The sequence below is a fragment of the Rubricella aquisinus genome, assembly GCF_014199445.1.
Classification (GTDB): Bacteria; Pseudomonadota; Alphaproteobacteria; order Rhodobacterales; family Rhodobacteraceae; genus Rubricella; species Rubricella aquisinus.
Window position 1 is genome coordinate 154,163 of record NZ_JACIJS010000003.1, and the last position, 19,654, is coordinate 173,816.

Genomic DNA, 19,654 nt, shown 5'->3' on the forward strand with positions numbered 1-19,654 from the left:
ATGTCAAGTGTGCAAAGAGATACAAAAACCCGGATCCTTGAGACCACGCTTAAGCTTCTGGAATCGGGTGATAAAAAAGTACGGATGTCGGATATCGCGAAGGCTGTCGGCATCAGTCGACAGGCGCTTTACCTGCATTATCCGAATCGTGCGGACCTGCTGATTGCCGCGACGCGCTATCTGGATCGGGTGAAGGATGCGGATGCGCGGCTGGCGGAATCGCGTGCGGCCACGTCAGGGCTGGCGCGGCTTCACGCCTATATCGACGCATGGGGCGGCTATATCCCCGAAATCCATGGCATCCTGTCCGCGCTGCGGGCCATGCGGGACACCGATGCGGAAGCGGCCGCGGCCTGTGATGACCGGATGGACGCAATGCGGCAGGGATGTGCGGCGGCAGTGCGCGCACTCAACGCGGATGGGATGCTGCGCCCCGATCTGACGGAGGACACGGCGACGGATCTTCTTTGGTCGATCCTTTCGGCCGAGATGTGGGAGCATCTGGTTAAGCGGTGTGGCTGGACGCAGGATGCCTACCGGGCGGAAGTTACGCGGCTTGCCGATGGCGCGCTTATCGCCACGCCGCAGAGCACCCCTTAATCAGGTGCCAGCATATAACCCGCGCCGCGCACCGTTTGCAGATAACGGGGGGCCTTTGGGTCGGCTTCGATCTTGCGCCGCAGGCGGGTGATCTGCACGTCAATCGCACGCTCCTGCGATTGCTCCCCGGAGCGGCCCAACTCTTCGATCAGGCGCAGGCGGGTCACCGGCTCATGCGGGCTGGCAGCAAAAATGCGCATCAACGCTGCTTCGGTCGAGGTGAGACGGATCATATCCTTGTCCTGCCACATCTCCCCCCGCGTGATGTCATAGCGGATTTGGCCAAGATGCAGCGTCTTGGGCGGCGGTTCGGATTTCGGGGCAGGGGCCGTCACCCGGCGCAGGATCGCGTTGCACCGCAACAGCAACTCTCGCGGATCGAATGGCTTGGCCAGATAGTCGTCCGCCCCGGCCTCCAAACCGGTGATGCGGTCGTCCGACTCGGCCCGGGCCGTCAGCAGCAGGATTGGTGTGGAGATGTCCTGCCGCAGCGATTTCGTCAGGTCAAACCCGTTCTCCCCCGGCATCATCACGTCAATCACCAGAAGGTCGAATTCCAGCCCGTCCATCAGCCGCCGCGCATGGGCCGCATCGCGCGCGACGGACACGAAAAAACCCTGCCTGCTCAGAAACTTCCGCAAGAGGGACCGCAGCCGTTCGTCATCATCCACGACAAGGATATGGGCCGCGCCCTCCGCCAGATCAGCGGCCATTTTCACGCTCCATCAGGGACAGAACACGGTGGCGCAATTCCGGGTCGATCATCTTTTCCAACACGGTGCGAAAGCCATGCACGGCCTCTGGCCCCGCGTCCATATAGGCTTTGCGCATCCTGGCGCGCTGCTGTTCACTGAGCGACGCCTCAAGGGTCGCGCCGGCTTCCGTCAGATAGAGGTTGCGCTGGCGGCGATCTTCCTGCCCGACGCGGCTTTCGATCATGTCGTCATTGACCAGTTGGCGCAGCACGCGGTTGAGCGACTGTTTGGTCACGCCCAGAATATCCAACAGGTCATTGACCGTCAGGCCCGGATGACGGTTCACGAAATGCAAGCATCGGTGATGCGCCCGCCCATATCCGTAATCCTCCAGAATACGGTCGGGATCCGCGGTGAACCCACGATAGGCGAAGAACATCAATTCGATTCCCTGCCGAAGCTGTTCATCGGTCAAAAACAGAAGCTGCTCCCCGCGATAGGAGGGGGCGGCTGCGATATTGCGGTTCTGCATCGGTCTTCCTTCGCCTGATTGCTCACATTTTATGTCAGCCTTGTTGACTATCCAAGCACTGAATGCTAGCCAATCCGTGATTTTGCGTAACTTCCTATCTCAGAATGACTGGAAAACGCAAGAATCGCAAAAACAAATTGGTCATCAGGGTTGACCTGACAGGCCCGCGGCAAGAATAGGAAACGACATGGCCGGATATGACGATCGCGACGGAACGATCTGGATGAATGGCACGCTGGTGCCTTGGCGGGAGGCGAATGTGCACCTCCTCACCCATGCGATGCATTATGCCTCCAGCGTATTTGAGGGCGAGCGGGCCTATAACGGCAAGATTTTCGAAAGCCGCAAGCATTCGGAGCGTCTCATCTTCTCCGCCGGGGAGATTGACCTTGATCTGCAATATACCGTCGATGAGATCGAAGCGGCCAAGGTTGAAACCCTTGCGGCCTCCGGCCTCAGTGATGCCTATGTGCGCCCGATCGCGTGGCGCGGTGCGGGCGAAGATATGGGGGTCTCCTCCTCCCGCAACCCGACGCATCTGGCAATCGCGGTCTGGGGCTGGGGCAATTATTATGGCGACGCAAAGACGAAGGGCGCGAAGCTCGACATTTCCAAATGGAAGCGCCCATCGCCCGAAACCATCCCCTGTTTCGCCAAGGCGGCAGGCCTTTACATGATCTGCACAATGTCCAAGCACGCAGCAGAGGCAAAAGGCTGCTCTGATGCGCTGATGATGGATCATCGCGGCTATGTGGCTGAGGCGACGGGCGCCAACGTGTTCTTCGTCAAGGATGGCAAGGTGCACACCCCGAAGCCCGATTGCTTCCTCAACGGGATCACCCGCCAGACCGTGCTGCGCCTGTTGGAACAGCGCGGGATCGAAGTGATCGAACGGCATATCGAGCCACAGGAAATGGCTGATTTCGAGCAGTGCTGGCTGACCGGCACCGCAGCCGAGGTTACGCCCGTGGGCCAAATCGGTGAGTTCACCTTTGAAGTCGGCGCATTGGCGCGCGGTATTTCCGAGGAATACGAAAAACTCGTCCGCATTTAACATCGCGGGACGGAATTGATGCGCATCGCCGCCCCTGACCGGGCGGCGATTTTGTATAGAAAGGTAAGGCATGGACGACACCGATCTGGGGCGGCTCTTGCCCGATGCGAAAGATTGGCCGATGCCGGAGCGCAGGCCCTTCGTCGGTCGCTATGTCCGGTTGGAGCCATTGTCGCTGGACCATCTTGATGCGCTTTGGGATGCGGTGCGCGGGGCGGATGATAGCTTTACCTTCCTAAAATACGGCCCGTTCGCGGAGCGCGCGGAGCTCGGGGCGCTGCTAGGCGATCTGTCCACCCGCGCGGATCAGCCTTTCTGGGCTGTGATCCCGGAAGGGCAGGGGCCATGCGGCTGGGCCTCCATTTGCGATATTTATCAACGGGATGCGGCGATTGAGATTGGCAGCATCTGGTTTGCGCCTGCCTTGCAGGGCACCCGTGCTGCGCGCGAGGCGCTGTTCCTTTTGATGTGTCACGCGATGGATGATCTGGGCTATGAGCGGCTCGTCTGGCGCTGTCAGGCGCAGAACGCCAAATCGTTTCGAGCGGCGGAAACGCTGGGGTTTACCCATGAGGGTACATGGCGGCGTGCAGCGATTGTCGATGGGTGGCAACGGGATGTGGCGTGGTTCTCGATCCTGCGGGAGGAATGGCCCGCGCGGCGTGCCGCACTGGCCGCGTGGCTCGCGCCGGAGAATTTCGACGCGACCGGACGGCAGCATCGCAGCCTGCGGGAGCTGCGCCCCGCCTCGTGACACCACGTCCACAATCGTTGAGCCACCTTGCGCTCTGTGCTAGCCTGACCTAGTTGGAAGACAACTTAACGCTCAAACATTGGAGGTCGCTCTGACCGACGCAACTGAGGTTACCGGGATGACCGCCGCGAACCGCGCGGAACGCCCTGTGTCCACGACCGAACCGACCCCGGCGGAACTGCTGGATCTGGTTCTCAATTCACTCGAAGATGACAAGGCTGAGGATGTTGTTTCGGTGCCTCTGAAGGGCAAGACCGAAATGGCGGATCACATGGTTGTCGCCTCTGGCCGCTCCTCGCGGCAGGTTGCTGCCATGGCCGAGCATCTGATTGACAAGCTCAAGGGCATCTCCCGCCATCAGACCAAAGTCGAAGGTCTGGAGACGGGGGACTGGGTGCTTCTGGATGCGGGCGACGTGATTGTCCACATTTTCCGCCCCGAAGTGCGCGACTATTACCAGATCGAAAAGATGTGGATGTCGCCCGAGGATGTGCTGGCCCGCCGCACCGACGCGTAATCCATGCGCGTCACCATCGCAGCCATCGGGCGGCTGAAACGCGGCCCGGAACGGGCGCTGATTGACGATTATCTCGACCGGTTCACGAAATCCGGTCGGCAGCTTGGCCTTGGCCCTGCCTCTGTCGTGGATATGGACGCGCGCAAGGGCGGGATGGCGGCAGAGGCAGAGCTTCTCCTCGCAAAAATTCCCGATGGTGCGGTTGTCGTGGCGCTTGATGAGCGGGGTAAGCTGCTCACCTCCCCCCAATTCGCAGAGACCCTCGGCGGCTGGCGTGATGCCGGGCGGCGCGATTGCGTGTGCCTGATCGGGGGGGCAGATGGGCTGGACCCGGCGCTGCGGGATCGCGCCGATCTGGTGATCTCATTCGGTAAGATGGTGTGGCCGCATATGCTCGCGCGGGTCATGCTGGCCGAACAGCTCTACCGCGCGGCCTCGATCCTCGCCGGATCGCCCTATCATCGTGAATGATCAGCACTCTTGACGGAAACGTGAACTTGGGTCAGTGCTACGCATATGAGGACATTTGTATTTCAGAATGCCCTCTCCCTGAAACGTATCGAAGGACCAACCCTTGCCGCCTTGGCAGGATGTTACCTCGTTTGGGGCCTTGCGACCGCGTTTCATCAGGAGCTGGGGTTTTGGTGGTGGCTGCCCGCCGCCGTCGCGGCAACGTTTCATGCCTCCTTGCAACATGAGGTGCTGCATGGGCACCCGACGCGCAACGCGCTGGTAAACGAAGCCTTGGTGTTTCCGCCGCTCTCGGTGCTCTATCCTTATCGCCGGTTCAAGGCGATGCACCTGAGGCACCACAACAACCCGTTGCTGACCGATCCCTATGACGACCCGGAAAGCTGGTATATCGCCAAGGGCGATTATGAGGTGCTGCACCCGGTGATGCGCGCGCTGTTGCGGTTTAATGGCACCTTTGCCGGGCGACTGGTGATCGGCCCATGGCTTGGTTTTGTCGGGCTGGTGCGGGCCGATCTTGCGCGCGTCCGCGCGGGCGACGGGCAGGTGCGCGCGCATTGGCTGCTGCATTTGCCCGCCTTGGCGGTTTTGCTGGTGTGGCTTTGGGCCGTTGGCGTTCCGGTCTGGATCTATCTGCTTGCTGTGGTGTGGCCCGCCCATGCGCTGCTCGCGATCCGCACCTATATCGAGCATCGGGCCGAGGCCGCGCCGGAGCACCGCTCCGCCATTGTCGAGGCGGAATGGCCCTTCCGCCTGCTGTTTCTCAACAATTCGCTCCATGCCGTGCATCATGAGCGCCCGAGCGTGCCGTGGTACGACCTGCCCAGACTCTACCGTCAGGAGCGGGACGCGGTGCTGATGCGCAATGGTGGCTATCTGGTGCGCGGCTATCGCAGTCTGATCGGGCGCTATCTGTTCCGGCGGCGCGAGCCGATTGTTCATCCCTTCCGGCGGCGCACGGACCAGTGATCGCAGCCCTTCCGATGTATGACTGGCCCGAAGTGCAGGGTGTGACGGACCAGTTCTGGTCGCTGCTGCGCGACCGGCTGTCTGCCCATGGTATTGCGGCCCCCATGCATCTGACGCGCGGTGCTGATCCGTTGCGCTCCCTCTGGAGCGCGCCGGATCTGCGCGTGTCGCAATGCTGTGGCTGGCATGTGGTCAGCGGCCATATCGGTGCGGCGCAGGTGTTTGCCCGCCCTGTTTGGGACATTGCGGACCTGACGCCGGGCAGTTATGCGTCCGTCATCATCGTGCGCGCAGAGGACCGGGATACACCGCTGGACCGGTTGCTTTCAGCGGCCGTGATCAATAGCGAGGATAGCTGGTCGGGCTGCCATGTGTTTCGGCATTGGTTGGGCGGGCAGGGCCGCGTGCTTGAACGTGCGCTCGTGTCCGGGGCGCATCGCGCCTCCATCGCGGCGGTGCGGGAGGGGCGCGGGGATATCGCGGCGATCGACATCGCCTCCTTCACGCTTGCCGTGCGCCTTGGTGAAACGGAAGGCGTGCATGTTCTGGCACGCACGGCGGAATTTCCATCTGTCCCGTTTATCCATGGCGCGGGTATTGCGTCACCATTGGCGCTTGCCGCGTTGAAAGAGGCGATGGCGCAGGATGCGGCGGCACCCTTTCGTGAGGCGCTTTCACTACAGAGCATAATGCCCGCAACCCCAGCGCTTTATGACAAGATGGCAACGGTGGCGGCAAAACAGCCACTTATCTGCGACATTCCGGAACAGGACCGTTGAGACGGCTTGTGCGGCGCGGCAAACTGGTCCATTCATAAGAGGACTCATATATAAGACTCAGCCCGGTTCAGGTGCGCCCATGAATATTTACCTTCCCATCGCAGAGGTCGCGGTTAACGCGTATCTCCTGCTGGGATTGGGGGGTGCTGTCGGGTTGCTCTCTGGCATGTTCGGCGTGGGCGGCGGGTTTCTGATGACGCCGCTTCTGATCTTTATCGGTATCCCACCTGCTGTCGCCGTGGCGACCGAGGCGAACCAGATCGTCGCCTCCTCCTTTTCCGGTGTTTTGGCGCATCTGCGGCGTAAGACCGTCGATTTCAAGATGGGGCTTGTGCTGCTGGCCGGAGGACTTGTCGGGTCGTTCTTTGGTGTCGAATTGTTCCAGTTCCTGCGCGAATTGGGGCAGGTCGAATTGCTGGTGTCACTCTGCTATGTGATCTTCCTCGGCGTTGTGGGCGGCCTGATGTTTATCGAGAGCCTCAACGCCATCCGCAAATCCCGGTCAGGCAAGAAAATCGCGACCCGGCGGCGGCACACTTGGGTGCATGGTCTGCCTCTGAAGATGCGGTTTCGCGCGTCAAACCTTTATATCTCCGCCATTCCGCCTTTTCTGGTGGGGCTGCTGGTTGGTGTTCTGGCCGCGATCATGGGTGTGGGCGGCGGCTTTATCATGGTTCCGGCGATGATCTATCTGTTGGGTATGCCGACCAATGTGGTGGTTGGCACCTCGCTGTTTCAGATCATGTTCGTCACGGGCTTTACCACCCTGCTGCACGCCACACAGAACTTCACCGTTGATGCGGTTCTGGCGCTTTTGCTGCTGATCGGCGGCGTGATCGGCGCACAGATCGGCGCGCGGATCGGGGTCAAGCTCAAGGCAGAGCAATTGCGCATCCTGCTTGCGGGCATGGTGCTGCTGGTTTGTGCGAAACTGCTGTTTGACCTCGTGGTTACCCCGGCTGAGCTTTACACCCTCGGCGCGGCGGGGGGCCACTGATGCGCTGGCTCCTGACCGCGTTGATGCTGCTGGCAAGCCCCGCGATGGCCGAACAGGTCGTGGCCGACCTCAGCCAGAACCGCGTGTCGATCACCACCTCCTTTGAAGGGTCAGATATTTTCGTGTTCGGCGCGGTGTCACGGGATGCCCCCGCGCCGACCGATCAGGGCGATCTGGAAGTGATCGTCAAAGTGATTGGCCCCTCAGCCCCGGTAATGGTGCGCCGCAAGGACCGCAGATTTGGCATCTGGGTCAATAATGACGCGGTGGAAGTGGACCGCGCACCGCATTTCGTGGCGCTCGCCTCAACTGGGGAGTTGGATGATATCGTCAGCTTCACCGACCGGATGCGGTATGAAATCGGCTATGACCATGTTGTCCGCCTGATCGACGCGCCCGCCGATGTGGAAAACGTGCAATCCTTTCGGGAGGCGGTGATCCGCATTCGGGAGGATGAGGGGCTCTACAAACAGCTCCCCGACGCTGTGAAGCTCACCTCCGACACGTTGTTCTCAACCCGCATCGCCTTGCCCGCCAATTTGGTCGAAGGCGATTATCTGGCCCGTGTCTACCTGATGCGGGACAAGAACGTGCTCGACGCATTTGAGACGACAATCGCGGTGCGTAAAGCGGGGTTGGAGCGGTGGATTTACAACCTCGCCCATGAACAGCCGCTGATTTATGGCATCCTGTCCATTCTGGTCGCCCTTGGCGCGGGATGGGGGGCGGCGGCGGTGTTCCGCGCCTTCCAGCGTTAATCCTCTTTCGCGGGCGGCAGCCGCTTTTCGATCTGTTCGAGCCGACGCAGAACGTCCTCCCGGTATTGATCGGTCGCCGCATTGCTTTCTTCGGCGTGGGCGTCCTGCATGGAGTTCACGATCAGACCGACCAACAGGTTCACCACTGCAAAGGTCGTCACCATGATGAACGGAATGAAAAACGCCCACGCCCATGGATAGACCTCCATCACCGGGCGCACGATCCCCATGGACCAGGATTCGAGCGTCATGATTTGAAACAACGAATACCCCGACGCCCCGATGGAGCCGAACCATTCAGGAAAGGCGCTGGAAAACAGCTTCGTCGCCATCACCGCGCCGATGTAGAAGATCAGGCCCATCAACAGGAACACCGACCCCATACCCGGCAGGGCGGAGACAAAGCCCTCCACCACCCGGCGCAATTGCGGCGCGATGGAGATGATGCGCAACACCCGCAGGATGCGCAGCGCGCGCAACACTGACAGCGCGCCGCTGTCTGGCAAGAGCGCAATCCCCACCACAACGAAATCAAACAGGTTCCAGCCGCGTTTGAAAAACGCGATCCGTTGCGAAAACAGCTTGAGCGCGATCTCCACCACAAAGATTGTCAGAAAAATCTTGTCCAGTGTCAGCAACAGCCCGCCTACCGTCGCCATCACCGCAGGGGAGGTTTCGAGGCCAAGCGTGATCGCGTTGGCGACAATGACCACAAGTATGAAATTGGCAAAGCCGGGGCGCTCAACCAATGCGGTTGCGCGATCTCGCAAGGTCATGGGGTCACTCCGTGGCAGAACACCTTTTCGTGAAATGTGGTTCGGTTTGATCGGGATCAAGTGCAAGGCGCAGGATTGAGCCCATGGTTGACTGGAAATTGGTGCGCCATGCGCATCTCGGGCCACAAAACAACGGGAGGCATCACGGTATGCCGTCAAGATTCGCTGCCAACATCGCGACGCTGTTCGCGGATATCCCGCTTTTGGACCGATTTCAGGCGGCACGGTCCGCTGGGTTTGCGCAGGTTGAGTTTCCCCAGCCCTATGATTGGCCGATTGATCTGCTCTCCCGCAGGTTAGCGGCGGCGGAGGTGTCGCTGTCCCTCATTGATCTGCCTGTTGCCGATGGCGCGGGGCAGGAAGGGCTGGCCTGTCTGCCCGGTGAGGAGGAGGCGTTTCGCGTGACCGTCGAAACCGCGCTGCGCTATGCCAAGGCGCTGAAAGTGCCGGTGATCCATTGCCCCGCCGGGCTGGTGCCAGAGGGGGCAAAGCGCGGGGCGCTGCGCACGCTCTATCTCGACAATGTGGCCTATGCCGCGCGGCGCTGCGCGGAGGACGGGGTGACGGTGGTCGTGCAACCGCGCAACCCTGATGACTGCCCGGCTTATTTCCTCGACAGCTACGCTGGTGCGGCCCATGCCCTGAACGCGGTGCGGGATCGTGGCGGTGATGCGGGGCTCTTGTTCTCCATCATGGATTGCGCGCGCATCCATGGCGATGTGCAGCCGTGGCTCGCCGCCTTGGCGCATGAGGTCAGCTATTACCGGATCGCCGGGGTGCCGGGGGGGCATGAGCCGGATTGCGGGGTGCTGCCCTTTGCCGATCTGTTGCGGGATGTGGCCCTTTTGTCCCCGGATGTGACTGTGGGGCTGGATTACACACCGGTTGCTGGCACGCTGCACGGGCTGAAATGGCTGGAGGAGGTCATCCCCACCCTAGAGCCGCACGCCGCGCGTTGACCCCACCGCCGAAAAACGACGCCCCATCGTCGGTTTCATCCTTGCAGCCGGATCGGTCACGGGCTTTCCTGTGCCAAGGACGGACGGGGATGCGGTATGCAGTTTTCAGCTTGGGAAATCATCAAACAGGGCCTGACTGGCAACAAGGGATGGAAACCCCATTGGCGCGATCCTGAGCCGAAATCCGCATATGACGTGATCATCATTGGCGGCGGTGGTCATGGGCTGGCCACGGCATTCTATCTGGCTAAGGAGCACGGGATCACCAATGTCGCTGTGCTCGAAAAGGGCTATATCGGCGGCGGCAATGTAGGGCGCAACACAACGATCGTGCGCGCCAATTACGGGCTTCCGGGCAATTCCGAATTCTACTCCCATTCCCTGAAACTGTGGGAGGGGATGGAGCAGGAGTTGAACTACAACACCATGATGTCCCAGCGGCATGTGCTGAACCTGTGCCATTCCGATGGCCAGCGCGATGCCTTTACCCGGCGGGCGAACACCATGCTGATCCAGGGCGATGATGCGGAGGTGTTGAGCCGCCGTCAGGTGCGCGATTACGCGCCCTTCCTCAATTTCGACAATGAACGTTTCCCCATCCGGGGCGGTTTGTTGCACCGGCGGGGTGGCACCGCGCGGCACGATGCGGTCGCGTGGGGCTATGCGCGTGGGGCGGACATGCGCGGGGTGGACATCATCCAGAATTGCGAGGTGACGGGCTTCAGGATCGAACAGGGCCGCATTAAAGGGGTGGAGACGACACGCGGTTTCATCGGCGCAGGCAAAGTCGGCATGGCTGTGGCGGGCCGCACAACGCAGGTCGGGCAGATGGCCGGACTGCGCCTGCCGATTGAAAGCCATGTCCTGCAAGCCTTCGTCACCGAGGGGCTGAAACCGATCATCCCCGGTGTCGTGACCTTCGGCATGGGGCATTTCTATCTCAGCCAGTCGGATAAGGGCGGGTTAGTGTTTGGCGGCGACCTTGATTTCTACAATTCCTATGCCGCTCGCGGGAACCTACCTGCGGTGGAGCATGTGATGCAGGCGGGCATGAGCATGGTCCCGATGATCGGGAAGGCGCGCGTACTGCGCTCATGGGGTGGGATCATGGATATGACGATGGACGGCTCCCCGATCATCGACCGCACGCCGGTGGAGGGGCTCTTTCTGAATGGCGGCTGGTGCTATGGCGGGTTCAAGGCGGTGCCGGGATCGGGCCATGTATTTGCCCATCTGATCGCGACGGGCAACCACCACAAAGCCTCGACCAAGCATCTCCTGAACCGGTTCGAGACAGGCCATGTCATCGACGAAGAAACCACCGGCGCGCAGCCGAATTTGCATTGAGGGAGAGAGAATGCGTTTAACCTGCCCCCTATGCGGCCCGCGCGATGTGCGCGAATTCTCCTATCGCGGCGATGCGGTGCTGACGGATCGCCCAACCACGCCCGAGGGCTTTCATGACTATGTCCATATCCGCGAAAACCCCGCTGGCCCCCATGACGAGTTGTGGCACCACGGCGCGGGCTGTGGCGGCTGGCTCAAGGTCCGCCGCGATACCGTGACCCATGAGGTTCTGAGCGTGGCCCTCGCGCGGGAGGCACGGTCATGAGGCTACAGGGGTTCGGGCAGATCGACCGCAGCAGCCCCGTGCGGTTCGAATTTGACGGGCGGTCCTATGGCGGGTTCGCGGGGGATACGCTTGCCTCTGCCCTCTTGGCCAATGACATCCGACTGATCGGGCGCAGTTTCAAATACCACCGTCCGCGCGGGATCGTCACCGCCGGGTCGGAGGAGCCGAACGCGCTCATGACCATCGGGCAGGGGGCCGCCGCCAATCCCAACACCCGCGCCACCACGCAGGAGCTTTATGACGGGTTGGTTGCGCGCAGCCAGAACGCGTGGCCATCGCTCGGCCTTGATGTGATGGAGGTCAATGACCTGCTCGCGCCCTTCCTCGGGGCGGGCTTTTACTACAAGACGTTCATGTGGCCCAAAGCGATCTGGGAAAAGCTCTATGAGCCGGTGATCCGCCATGCGGCAGGGCTTGGCGCGCTGTCGGGGCAGGATGATGGGCAGTCTTATGACACCGGGTTCTTGCATTGCGATCTGTTGGTGATCGGCTCTGGCCCGGCGGGGCTGATGGCTGCACTCACGGGCGCGCGGGCGGGCAAGCGGGTGATCCTCGCGGAGGAAGATTTCGCGTTCGGCGGGCGGCTCAATGCAGAGGCGGAGGAGGTCGCGGGCCAGCCCGGCCCGGCTTGGGTGGCCAGCGTGATCGCGGAGCTGGCCGCCGCACCCAATGTGCGCCTGATGCGCCGCACGACCGTGACCGGCGCCTATGATGGCGGCACGTTCGGCGCGCTGGAACAGGTGGCCGAACACTTGCCCTCCCTGCCGCAGGGTGCGCCGCGCGCGACCTTTTGGCGGATCGCGGCGGGGCGGACGGTGCTTGCTGGTGGGGCGCATGAGCGGATGATCGCGTTTCGCGACAATGACCGCCCCGGCGTGATGCAGGCAAGTGCCGTGCGCAGCTATCTGCACCGCTACGGCGTGGCACCGGGCCGCAAAGTGGCGGTGTTCACCAATAATGACGACGGGTGGCGCACGGCGGCGGATCTGATCGCGGCGGGTGTGACCGTGACGGCGGTGATCGACCCGCGCGCGCATACCCAGCACGATCTGCCCTGCCGGATGATCCATGGCGGTGTCGTCACTCGCGCCCATGGGCGGCTCGGGCTCGACAATATCACCGTGCGCAAACCCGATGGGGCGGAGATCAAGGTGGATGCCGATTGCCTTGCCGTATCGGGCGGGTGGAACCCGTCGGTGCATCTGACCTGCCACATGAATGGCCGCCCGGATTGGAGCGAGGATATCGCGGCTTTCGTCCCGCGCCCTGGTGCTGTGCCGGGCCTTATTGCGGCCGGGGCGGCCAATGGTATGTTCTCCACCCATGGCGCGTTGCGCAGTGGCGCACAGGCTGCGGCAGAGGCGCTGGATATCAAACCGATCAAGGTGCCGCAGGCTGAGGACGCCACCTTTGAAATCACCCCGTTCTGGCATGTGGAGGGGCCGGGTCGTGCGTTCCTTGATCCGCAAAACGATGTGTCGGTAAAGGATGTGAAGGCCGCGCATCAGGAAAACTTCCGCTCGGTCGAGCATATGAAACGCTACACGACACTCGGCATGGCGACCGATCAGGGCAAGCTGTCGAATGTCGGGGCCTTGGCCATTATGGCGCGCCTGACGGGCCGCGACATCCCGGAGGTCGGCACAACGACCTTCCGCCCGCCCTACACGCCCGTGCCGATCGCGGCCTTTGCAGGGCGCGCGGCGCGCGATACGTTTCGCCCGCACCGTCTGACCCCATCTGATGCGTTGAGCCGAGAGCGCGGCGCGGAGTTCATCGAGGCGGGCCTTTGGCATCGCGCGGCGTGGTTCCCGCAGCCGGGGGAGGATTGGCTCGCTGCCTGCAACCGCGAAACCACCATGGTGCGCGAAACCGTTGGCGTCGCGGATGTGACCACATTGGGCAAGATCGACATTCAGGGGCCGGATGCCGCCGTGTTCCTTGATCGGGTCTATACCAACATGTTCTCAACGCTGAAAGTGGGCCGGGTGCGCTATGGCCTGATGCTGCGCGAAGACGGCTTCGTGATGGATGACGGCACCTGTGCGCGGCTGGGTGATCAGCATTATGTCATGACCACCACGACCGCCGCAGCGGGGCAGGTGATGGTGCATCTGCAATTCTGCCAGCAGGTTCTGTGGCCCGAATTGGACGTGCGTTTCATCTCTGTAACTGATCAATGGGCGCAGTTTGCGGTCGCTGGGCCAAAGGCGCGCGATCTTATCCGGGATGTGGTGGCGGAGGACGTGTCGGATGAGAGCTTCCCCTATATGGGGTGCGGTGCGGTGACGGTGCTCGGCGTGCCGGGGCGGCTGTTCCGCATCTCCTTTAGCGGTGAACATGCCTATGAGGTTGCCGTGCCTGCCCGCTATGGCGATGCATTGGCGCGCGCGCTGACCGAGCGGGCAGAGGCGCTGGGCGGTGGCCTTTACGGGATGGAGGCGCTCAATGTGCTGCGCATCGAGAAGGGCTACATCACCCACGCTGAAATCGACGGGCGCGTGACGGCCGATGATATCGGCATGGGCCGCATGGTGTCGGCAAAGAAGGACTGCGTGGGCAAGGTGATGAGCGAACGCCCGGGCCTGCACGGACCTGAGCGCTGCCAGCTTGTCGGGCTAAGACCACTCAATCCCGATGCGGCAGCCCTTCATGCGGGCGCGCATCTTTTTGCCCTGAAGGCGGAGATCACCCCTGATACCGATCAGGGCTGGCTCAGTTCCGCCTGCTACTCCCCCACATTCGGGCACCGGATTGCCTATGCGTTCCTCAAAAACGGGCGCGCGCGGCATGGCGAAACGGTGCGCGTGGTGGACCGCACCAAGGGGACGGAAACGCTGTGCGACGTGACCGCGCCGATGTTTTATGACCAAGAGGGAGGCAAGCTTCGTGGCTGATATCTTGCGCGCACAAAGCCCGTTTTCCGGGCGGCTTCCCGTGACGGCAGGCCCGTTCAAAGCGGTCGAAGTGATCCCGGGTTCCGTTATGTCCGTGGCACCCTATCGTGGCCAGCAGGCGGCGGTGTCAAAGGCCCTCTCGCACCACGGGCTGCGGTTTCCCGATGCGGGTGAGGCGGTGGAGGCTGCACATGCCGCCGCGCTCTGGACCGGTCTGGACGAATGTTTCGTGATTTCAGACGCGCCCCTCCCGCTTAATCTTGACGGGATCGCTGCTGTCACTGACCAGACCGATGGATGGGGCTGGCTGCGGCTCACGGGTGCGGGCTGGCAGGAGGTGATGGCACGGCTTTGCCCGGTTGATCCTGCGCTGATGGTGCCGGGCCGCGCGCTCCGCTCTGAGGTCGGGCATATGATGGCGATCGTTTATGGCGTGACGGATGGAGTGATTGTCTGCGTCATGCGCTCCTTTGCCGGAACGATGGCGCATGATATCTCTGTCGCGCTGACATCCGTCGCCGCGCAGAAAGAGATGGAATGACCGATCCGGAAACGCTCCTCCGCTCCATGTTTCAGGCCGCTGTCGATGCGGCGCTCCCGGACAAGGTGATTTCTGATTTCCTGCCGGCGCGGCCCGAAGGGCGGCTTGTGGTGGTCGGGGCCGGGAAAGCGTCCGCCGCGATGGCGCGCGCATTCGAGCAGGCATGGGATGGCCCGCTGAGCGGGCTGGTTGTCACGCGATACGATCATGCCGTGCCTTGTGAGAGTATCGAGATCGTCGAAGCCGCCCACCCCGTCCCGGACGCGGCGGGCGCGGATGCCGCGCGCCGGATGCTCGAAATCGCGGATAGCCTTGGCGACGGTGACGTGATGGTCGCGCTCATTTCCGGCGGGGGATCGTCGCTGTTGACGGCGCCCTGCGCGGGCGTTTCCTTGGCCGACAAGCAGGCGCTCAATCGCGCGCTTTTGGCCTCGGGTGCCTCGATTGATGAGATGAATTGCGTGCGCAAACATGTCAGCGCGGTGAAGGGCGGGCGGCTGGCGGCGGCGGCTTTTCCGGCGGCTTGCCACACGCTGGTGATTTCTGATGTGCCGGGGGATGATCCGGCTGATATCGCCTCTGGCCCGACGGTCGGGGATGAAACGACGCTGGCGCAGGCGCGGGAGATTGTTGCGCGTTATGCGATGGTGCTGCCTCAAAGCGTGATCGCAGCGCTCAATGACCCGGCCAACGAATCGCCCGCGCCGGATGATCCGCGCCTGTCCCGGGCCAGCACACAGATCATTGCGGCACCGCAGGCGTCGTTATTGGCGGCAGCGCGGGTGGCGGAGGCGGCTGGGATCGCGCTCCTTATTCTGGGCGATGCGCTGGAGGGGGAGGCGCGGGTCGTTGGCAAAGTGATGGCCGGGATCGCGGCATCCTGCACCCAGCATGGTCAGCCCATCAGGCCGCCCTGCGTGCTCATTTCTGGCGGAGAGACGACTGTGACGCTCCCGAAAGGGGCTGCGGGTCGTGGTGGGCGCAATGTCGAGTTTCTGATGGGGTTTGCCGCCGCCAATCCGGGCGTCTGGGCGATTGCCTGTGATACGGATGGCGTGGATGGCGCGGCGGAGGTGGCGGGGGCGATCCTGCGCCCCGACACGCCGCTGGATACGCTTGCTGCCGCGATGGCGGATTATGACGGCCATGGGTTTTTCGAGGCCGTGGGCGGTCAGGTGGTGACCGGGCCGACGCTGACCAATGTCAACGACTTCCGCGCCATTCTGATCCTGTAAGGGAGGAATGGTACCGACGCCCCGGCTCGAACGGGGGACCCCCAGATCCACAATCTGGTGCTCTAACCTACTGAGCTACGTCGGCACTGGAGGGCGGGATACCGCCCGTTTCGCGCGATTGCAAGAGGCTTTCGGGCTCTTGCATCGCGGAGTTTTGCGGCCTAGGTCACGTTTGTGAAACGCAGGGAGGCTCCGATGGGGATCAACTCGGAAAGTGACATCGCCGCAAATTTGCAGATCGGGCCAACGACGCTGGGTCAGGTGCGAATCTATATTGAGGGCGACGGCATTGACCTGCCGTTCGATTTCGATCCCGATGAGGCTGACGAAATCGCCGAGGAACTGCGCGCCGCCGCCGAACGCGCCCGCAGCATTGGCGCGCAGGGGTCGGGTAAGGGCAAAAACAAGCCCGGCAAGAAAAAACGCTAAAGCGGGGTTCTCGTTGGCGGATCGACAAAATGGTGCAGCCTGCGGGATGCGGTCTGCGCGATTTTGAGCGTGAGCGCCTTGCGCCTTGCGCCGGGCGGCGGGCAATGGCGTGAGCGGGGCGTCCCGAATGATTGCCGCATCGTGGCGATCCGCGCGGATCAGCCCGGTTTCATCGGGCAGGATGTGATCGGGAAAATCCGAATCGACTGCCCAAAAGAAACGATCACACCATTCCAGATACCCTGACCATTTCTGATCGGTGCGATAATCGGCCAGTCCGGATTTGCACTCGATAATCCAGATTTCCCCCTTTGGGCTGAGCGCGATCAGATCGACGCGCAGCCCGCGTTTGGGCGTGAATTCCGGGATGGCCGTCATCCCCAGCGTGTCAAGCTGGCGCCAGACGCCACGGGCAAGCGCAAATCCGGGGGCGAGAGTTTCCATAAGTAAAATGGAAACATAACAGGAACACAGCGTCAATATGGGGTGGCAGCCAATGACCATTCCGTGCCGGTTTGGGCGGGCGACATGATCCCCAATTCCATGAGCCGCGCCTGATAACGCGCCGACAGGCGGCTTGGCCCGTAATCGCGCGCGATAAGGCTGGCGGCGGCCGTTACCTTATGCCGTGCAAGGGCAGGATCGGCGCGGAGCGCGGCCAAAGTCTGGGCCAATGCAGCCTCGTCCACCTCTGCCCAAAGCGCGCCATCGCAGGGGTAAAGCATCGCCTCGCGCGGCACGGGTGTTTGCGTGACCGGGATGGGGAAGCCGGTATCGGCTGACAGAAAATCCCGCGTACCCGAATAATCCGACGCGATCACGGGGGTTTGCAGCGCCATGGCGAAGGCGGGCAAATAGCCGAACCCTTCCGCGCGATGGGGGGAGAGCAGCACATCCGCCGCCGCAATCTCCCGCATGAGTTTGGCGAAAGGCCAATTGGCATGGATCACGTCGATCCGCGGATCAGCGGCGGCGCGATGGTGGATCTCAGACATCTGCCCTTCAGGGTCGCCCCAATGTCCCGCCCCGATCGGGGTCGTTTTGATGAGCAACCGGCAGTCATCCGTTCGGTCGGGAAACGCCGCCTGAAACGCGTTGACCGCCGCCAGCGGGTTTTTCCGGGCGACGGAGGACGCCGCATCAAACGCCATGATCGCAGTGAAGCGGGACGATGGAGGGGTGGGGGTGATGGCGGCCAATTCGATGGCTTTGCCCATCACGACCACCGGTTTGTCGGTATGGGCGCGATAGATATCGGCAACAAAATGTGTCGGCACCCAGATTTCGTCCAGCAGGTCCAAGGCAAGGCGATGCGCCTTGGGCATCTGGTCAAACTCCCACAGAAGATAGCCAATCCGGTAACTGCCCGGCGGGCCGGGATCGGTGAAGATGCGTTGTGGGATCTGATCGGCATTGACGTGATAGAGCATGACGGGCCGCGTCAAGCGACAGGCGGGCATCGGGCCATCCAGCCCCAATCGCGCAATCGCATCGCGGCTCATCCGCCCGTTGCGGGCAAGCCCGGTTTCCCCATCGTCATGGATGACGGTGATCGTCGCGGGGGCAGGGGGCAGAGCGGGCATGAAATCCGCCAAGGCAGGAAAGCGCGGCACGATCCTATGCGCGAACCATTCCGGTATCTCCGCCTTTGCACCGCAGAACCCGAAATGAACGGCGCTGAGCGCCATTGCGCGGGTGATCCCATGATCCTTTCCGCAACTGCCCCGCAGGAAACGCGCCTCAGCCCCATCTGCACCCGTTTGCCCGTCAAGAAGTGCGGCGAACGCGTTTGCCAATCGTTCGGCGGGTCGTGTCGGGGGCGGTGTCACCTTCGGGCGAAAGGCCCCGGCCAACGCGTCCTGCAACCCCTGTGGGATTGGCACGGCAGCATTCGGCAGTCTTCCAACCGCGCCGTCCAGATACCATGAGAGCAGCTTGCGCCCGCGTCGTCGGTCTGGCGTCGCGCGGTGGCGATGAAACACATGGGCCAGATGATCCATGTAAGCCGTGACCGGCGTGCCGTCCTCTGCCCATGTCACACGGTGCGCGACGGCGCGGCCCTGTTGATCCTGCGCCCTGCGCGCCAGCAGCGTAGGGCTGTCCAGAACAGCGCCCAAGAACCGGTGGAGGACATCTGTCAGCCCCAGATCAGCCAGCGTCATCGGTGCATTCGCGGCACGGTCTGCGGGAAGAAGCGGATGGAGCGGCAGTGCCTCTCGCGCGGGTACAGGGCGGGTCAGGCCAAAGCGTGACACCAGAAGCGGCCTGATCCCACGCGACGGGCGCCAGATGCCGATACGCGCGCCACAGACCCAGAGCCGAGCCAGGAAGATCACCATCGCCGCCGCCTTCAGCAGGGTCGCTTCGCGGATTGGCGGCAGCACCATCTCCACCCGCCGCCCCCGCGCCATATGGTGCAGCAGGACGAGCCGGCGATACCGTTCGGGCCATGGGGTGGAATTGCGCAGGATCGGGCCAAGAAAGCAAATGACGTGATCAGGCGCTGGTCCTTCAGCCAGTTTGGCGCGGGTCTGAGCCGCCCGCGTGCGCGTCTGTGCTGCGAGCCGTAAGGGGGCAAGCAGATCACCGGGCAGGCCCCAGCGTGTGACCATGCAGCCCGCATCCGACAACACGGCCGCGGCCTGCCCGGCCATGAGGGCTGCGCGCGACCGATCCGGCGGCCAACGCCCGATAATGGCGACGTGATTGGGCAGCAGCGATTTGGTCTCGGGCTTTGACATCGGCGGGTCCGCTGAGTGGTGATGCGTCCGCTTTAGGGCAGGGGGAGTTAATTCCCGGTTATCAGCCCCTGTTCTTTTGCCCTCTCCATGCCTATGTTGCGGATCAGGCGGGTGCTGTCCTTCTCGTGTGGGAAAGCATCCCGGAGGCCCTAACGAAACTCGAAGGGAGCTGGCTCTGCGACTGGCCCTGGCCTATCGTATCTGGCGCCCACCTGGTATACCAGGCCTCGAGGATCAAACGCCCCACGGTCGCGATGGACCCGCCGCTTTTGCTTTCATCACTGGGGTGTCGCGCGCGAAACTGTGACTTGCCTTTT

The 19,654-nt window shown here is 62.5% G+C and carries 20 protein-coding genes, 1 tRNA gene and 1 pseudogene; 16 read left to right on the forward strand and 6 right to left on the reverse strand.

The features are described 5' to 3' along the window. The gene (locus tag FHS89_RS05650) at nt 1-600 is read left to right on the forward strand and encodes a TetR/AcrR family transcriptional regulator (protein WP_184009431.1); all 600 of its coding nucleotides are present in this window, start codon (nt 1-3) and stop codon (nt 598-600) included. Here FHS89_RS05650 and FHS89_RS05655 read toward each other — a convergent pair. Together FHS89_RS05655 and FHS89_RS05660 are read right to left on the reverse strand one after the other, a co-directional pair. Further along, entirely contained in the window at nt 597-1,313 is a 717-nt protein-coding gene (locus FHS89_RS05655) for a response regulator (protein WP_425502776.1), read from the reverse strand. The two genes, FHS89_RS05650 and FHS89_RS05655, sit on opposite strands and share 4 nt — an antisense overlap. Further along, nucleotides 1,303-1,827, reverse strand: a complete 525-nt coding sequence (locus FHS89_RS05660) for a MarR family winged helix-turn-helix transcriptional regulator (RefSeq protein WP_184009433.1) — start codon at nt 1,825-1,827, stop codon at nt 1,303-1,305. The genes FHS89_RS05655 and FHS89_RS05660 overlap by 11 nt, the downstream gene beginning before the upstream one ends. Before the next feature lie 187 nt (nt 1,828-2,014). On the opposite strand from FHS89_RS05660, the gene FHS89_RS05665 reads away from it, so the two are divergent. The 8 genes from FHS89_RS05665 (at nt 2,015) to FHS89_RS05700 (ending at nt 8,126) form a co-directional block, all read left to right on the forward strand. After that, on the forward strand, nt 2,015-2,881 hold the full coding sequence (locus tag FHS89_RS05665) for a branched-chain amino acid aminotransferase (RefSeq protein ID WP_184009436.1): 867 nt from the start codon (nt 2,015-2,017) through the stop codon (nt 2,879-2,881). Between the two features lie 70 nt (nt 2,882-2,951). Next, on the forward strand, nt 2,952-3,635 hold the full coding sequence (locus tag FHS89_RS05670) for a GNAT family N-acetyltransferase (RefSeq protein WP_184009438.1): 684 nt from the start codon (nt 2,952-2,954) through the stop codon (nt 3,633-3,635). Nucleotides 3,636-3,753: 118 nt separating this feature from the next. After that, entirely contained in the window at nt 3,754-4,152 is a 399-nt protein-coding gene (rsfS, locus tag FHS89_RS05675) for a ribosome silencing factor (protein ID WP_184009440.1), read from the forward strand. 3 nt (nt 4,153-4,155) lie between these two features. Continuing rightward, nucleotides 4,156-4,623, forward strand: a complete 468-nt coding sequence (gene rlmH, locus FHS89_RS05680) for a 23S rRNA (pseudouridine(1915)-N(3))-methyltransferase RlmH (protein WP_184009443.1) — start codon at nt 4,156-4,158, stop codon at nt 4,621-4,623. Nucleotides 4,624-4,668: 45 nt separating this feature from the next. Then, nucleotides 4,669-5,592, forward strand: a complete 924-nt coding sequence (locus FHS89_RS05685; RefSeq protein WP_184009445.1) for a fatty acid desaturase — start codon at nt 4,669-4,671, stop codon at nt 5,590-5,592. Beyond that, nucleotides 5,589-6,371 (forward strand): PhnD/SsuA/transferrin family substrate-binding protein, encoded by a 783-nt coding sequence (locus FHS89_RS05690; protein ID WP_184009447.1) that lies wholly within the window; start codon nt 5,589-5,591, stop codon nt 6,369-6,371. The genes FHS89_RS05685 and FHS89_RS05690 overlap by 4 nt, the downstream gene beginning before the upstream one ends. 79 nt (nt 6,372-6,450) lie before the next feature. Further along, nucleotides 6,451-7,368, forward strand: coding sequence for a sulfite exporter TauE/SafE family protein (locus tag FHS89_RS05695; protein ID WP_184009449.1), 918 nt, complete (start codon nt 6,451-6,453; stop codon nt 7,366-7,368). Continuing rightward, on the forward strand, nt 7,368-8,126 hold the full coding sequence (locus tag FHS89_RS05700; RefSeq protein WP_184009451.1) for a TIGR02186 family protein: 759 nt from the start codon (nt 7,368-7,370) through the stop codon (nt 8,124-8,126). Before FHS89_RS05695 ends, FHS89_RS05700 begins: the two co-directional genes overlap by 1 nt. Here FHS89_RS05700 and FHS89_RS05705 read toward each other — a convergent pair. Next, nucleotides 8,123-8,902, reverse strand: a complete 780-nt coding sequence (locus tag FHS89_RS05705) for an ion transporter (protein WP_184009453.1) — start codon at nt 8,900-8,902, stop codon at nt 8,123-8,125. The two genes, FHS89_RS05700 and FHS89_RS05705, sit on opposite strands and share 4 nt — an antisense overlap. A gap of 149 nt (nt 8,903-9,051) precedes the next feature. On the opposite strand from FHS89_RS05705, the gene FHS89_RS05710 reads away from it, so the two are divergent. The 6 genes from FHS89_RS05710 to FHS89_RS05735 all read left to right on the forward strand — a co-directional run bounded on the left by FHS89_RS05710 (nt 9,052) and on the right by FHS89_RS05735 (nt 16,167). Then, nucleotides 9,052-9,861 carry a hydroxypyruvate isomerase family protein gene (locus FHS89_RS05710; RefSeq protein ID WP_184009455.1) on the forward strand — a complete coding sequence of 270 codons (810 nt, stop codon included), beginning with the start codon at nt 9,052-9,054 and terminating at the stop codon, nt 9,859-9,861. A 96-nt stretch (nt 9,862-9,957) separates the two neighbouring features. Beyond that, nucleotides 9,958-11,208, forward strand: coding sequence for a sarcosine oxidase subunit beta family protein (locus tag FHS89_RS05715; RefSeq protein ID WP_184009457.1), 1,251 nt, complete (start codon nt 9,958-9,960; stop codon nt 11,206-11,208). A gap of 10 nt (nt 11,209-11,218) precedes the next feature. Continuing rightward, on the forward strand, nt 11,219-11,473 hold the full coding sequence (locus tag FHS89_RS05720; protein ID WP_184009459.1) for a sarcosine oxidase subunit delta: 255 nt from the start codon (nt 11,219-11,221) through the stop codon (nt 11,471-11,473). Further along, nucleotides 11,470-14,391: a sarcosine oxidase subunit alpha family protein gene (locus FHS89_RS05725; RefSeq protein ID WP_184009461.1), complete on the forward strand. Its 2,922-nt coding sequence runs from the start codon at nt 11,470-11,472 to the stop codon at nt 14,389-14,391. The genes FHS89_RS05720 and FHS89_RS05725 overlap by 4 nt, the downstream gene beginning before the upstream one ends. Beyond that, nucleotides 14,384-14,932 (forward strand): sarcosine oxidase subunit gamma, encoded by a 549-nt coding sequence (locus tag FHS89_RS05730; RefSeq protein WP_184009463.1) that lies wholly within the window; start codon nt 14,384-14,386, stop codon nt 14,930-14,932. Before FHS89_RS05725 ends, FHS89_RS05730 begins: the two co-directional genes overlap by 8 nt. After that, nucleotides 14,929-16,167 (forward strand): glycerate kinase type-2 family protein, encoded by a 1,239-nt coding sequence (locus FHS89_RS05735; RefSeq protein WP_184009465.1) that lies wholly within the window; start codon nt 14,929-14,931, stop codon nt 16,165-16,167. The genes FHS89_RS05730 and FHS89_RS05735 overlap by 4 nt, the downstream gene beginning before the upstream one ends. A gap of 8 nt (nt 16,168-16,175) precedes the next feature. Here the strand turns inward: FHS89_RS05735 and FHS89_RS05740 are convergent. Beyond that, nucleotides 16,176-16,252 (reverse strand) — tRNA-His (locus FHS89_RS05740). A 110-nt stretch (nt 16,253-16,362) separates the two neighbouring features. Here FHS89_RS05740 and FHS89_RS16185 point away from each other — a divergent pair. Then, on the forward strand, nt 16,363-16,596 hold the full coding sequence (locus FHS89_RS16185) for a DUF6324 family protein (RefSeq protein ID WP_221229299.1): 234 nt from the start codon (nt 16,363-16,365) through the stop codon (nt 16,594-16,596). Nucleotides 16,597-16,698: 102 nt separating this feature from the next. Here FHS89_RS16185 and FHS89_RS05745 read toward each other — a convergent pair. Next, a pseudogene (locus FHS89_RS05745) lies at nt 16,699-17,100 on the reverse strand (MmcB family DNA repair protein); the annotation flags it as partial. After that, nucleotides 17,073-19,337, reverse strand: a complete 2,265-nt coding sequence (locus FHS89_RS05750; protein WP_184009467.1) for a glycosyltransferase — start codon at nt 19,335-19,337, stop codon at nt 17,073-17,075. The pseudogene FHS89_RS05745 and the gene FHS89_RS05750, both read right to left, overlap by 28 nt. Nucleotides 19,338-19,654: the final 317 nt, after the last annotated feature.